This is a genomic window from Niastella sp. OAS944 (genome assembly GCA_024809215.1).
Taxonomy (GTDB): domain Bacteria; phylum Bacteroidota; class Bacteroidia; order Chitinophagales; family Chitinophagaceae; genus Niastella.
This window is the reverse complement of the sequence record JANUBW010000024.1, coordinates 1-1515: the sequence shown is the minus strand read 5'-3', so window position 1 is coordinate 1515 and position 1515 is coordinate 1. Positions and strand designations below refer to the sequence as shown.

Sequence of the window (1515 nt, the reverse complement as noted above, 5' to 3'; positions counted from 1 at the left end):
TCAAAGGAATTGGCGGGGGTCCGCACAAGCGGTGGAGCATGTGGTTTAATTCGATGATACGCGAGGAACCTTACCTGGGCTAGAATGCAGATTGACCGTGGGTGAAAGCTCATTTTGTAGCAATACACAGTCTGTAAGGTGCTGCATGGCTGTCGTCAGCTCGTGCCGTGAGGTGTTGGGTTAAGTCCCGCAACGAGCGCAACCCCCATCATTAGTTGCCATCAGGTAAAGCTGGGAACTCTAATGAAACTGCCGTCGTAAGACGCGAGGAAGGAGGGGATGATGTCAAGTCATCATGGCCTTTATGCCCAGGGCTACACACGTGCTACAATGGAAGAGACAAAGAGCTGCCACTTGGCGACAAGGCGCTAATCTCAAAAACTCTTTCTCAGTTCAGATTGGAGTCTGCAACTCGACTCCATGAAGCTGGAATCGCTAGTAATCGTATATCAGCAATGATACGGTGAATACGTTCCCGGACCTTGCACACACCGCCCGTCAAGCCATGGAAGCTGGGTGTACCTAAAGTCGGTAACCGCAAGGAGCCGCCTAGGGTAAAACTAGTGACTGGGGCTAAGTCGTAACAAGGTAGCCGTATCGGAAGGTGCGGCTGGAATACCTCCTTTTTAGAGAAAGCGCTAAAAACATAACTTTTTAGCTGTTGCTTCACTTAACTTTCAATAGAATCAAAAGTTCTTTTAATGAGATGTGACATAATGGTCTGATGGTTCGCAACCATAACATCATCAATTAACTCAGCAATGAGTTCTTCTTGTGAAGACAAGGAGTAGTTCTTTGACATATTGGGATAATATTTTAAGTTGTAAATGACGAGTAATAGTAATAACTCTTTTAAAGCACTTAAGGGCGTATGGTGGATGCCTTGGCTCTGAGAGACGATGAAGGACGTGGTAAGCTGCGATAAGCTTCGGGGAGCTGCACACAAGCATTATATCCGAAGATTTCCGAATGGGACAACCCGGCACACTGAAGGTGTGTCACTCCGCAAGGAGAGTCAACCCTCTGAACTGAAACATCTAAGTAGGAGGAGGAAAAGAAAACAATCGTGATTCCCTAAGTAGTGGCGAGCGAAAAGGGAACAGCCCAAACCTGTGTCGCGTGCGGCACAGGGGTTATAGGACCTCATTTAGAAAGCAACATCAAGCTGAACCTTCTGGAAAGTTGGACCATAGCAGGTGATAGTCCTGTAAGCAGAAATTGTTGTGGACGAGAGGTATCCTGAGTAAGGCGGGACCGGAGGAATCCTGCCTGAATTTGCCGGCACCATCCGGTAAGGCTAAATACTCCTCAGAGACCGATAGTGAACCAGTACCGTAAGGGAAAGGTGAAAAGCACCCTAAACAAGGGAGTGAAATAGTACCTGAAACCGTACGCCTACAAGCGGTCGGAGCCAGCAATGGTGACGGCGTGCCTTTTGCATAATGAGCCTACGAGTTACTCCTCACTGGCGAGGTTAAGTACTTAAGTTACGGAGCCGTAGCGAAAGCGAGTCCG

At 48.1% G+C, this 1515-nt stretch carries 2 rRNA genes; both read left to right on the top strand.

The features are described 5' to 3' along the window. A 16S ribosomal RNA gene (locus GGD38_RS37315) occupies positions 1 to 626 on the top strand; the annotation flags it as partial. Between the two features lie 225 nt (positions 627 to 851). Further along, positions 852 to 1515: ribosomal RNA gene (locus GGD38_RS37310) — 23S ribosomal RNA — on the top strand; the annotation flags it as partial.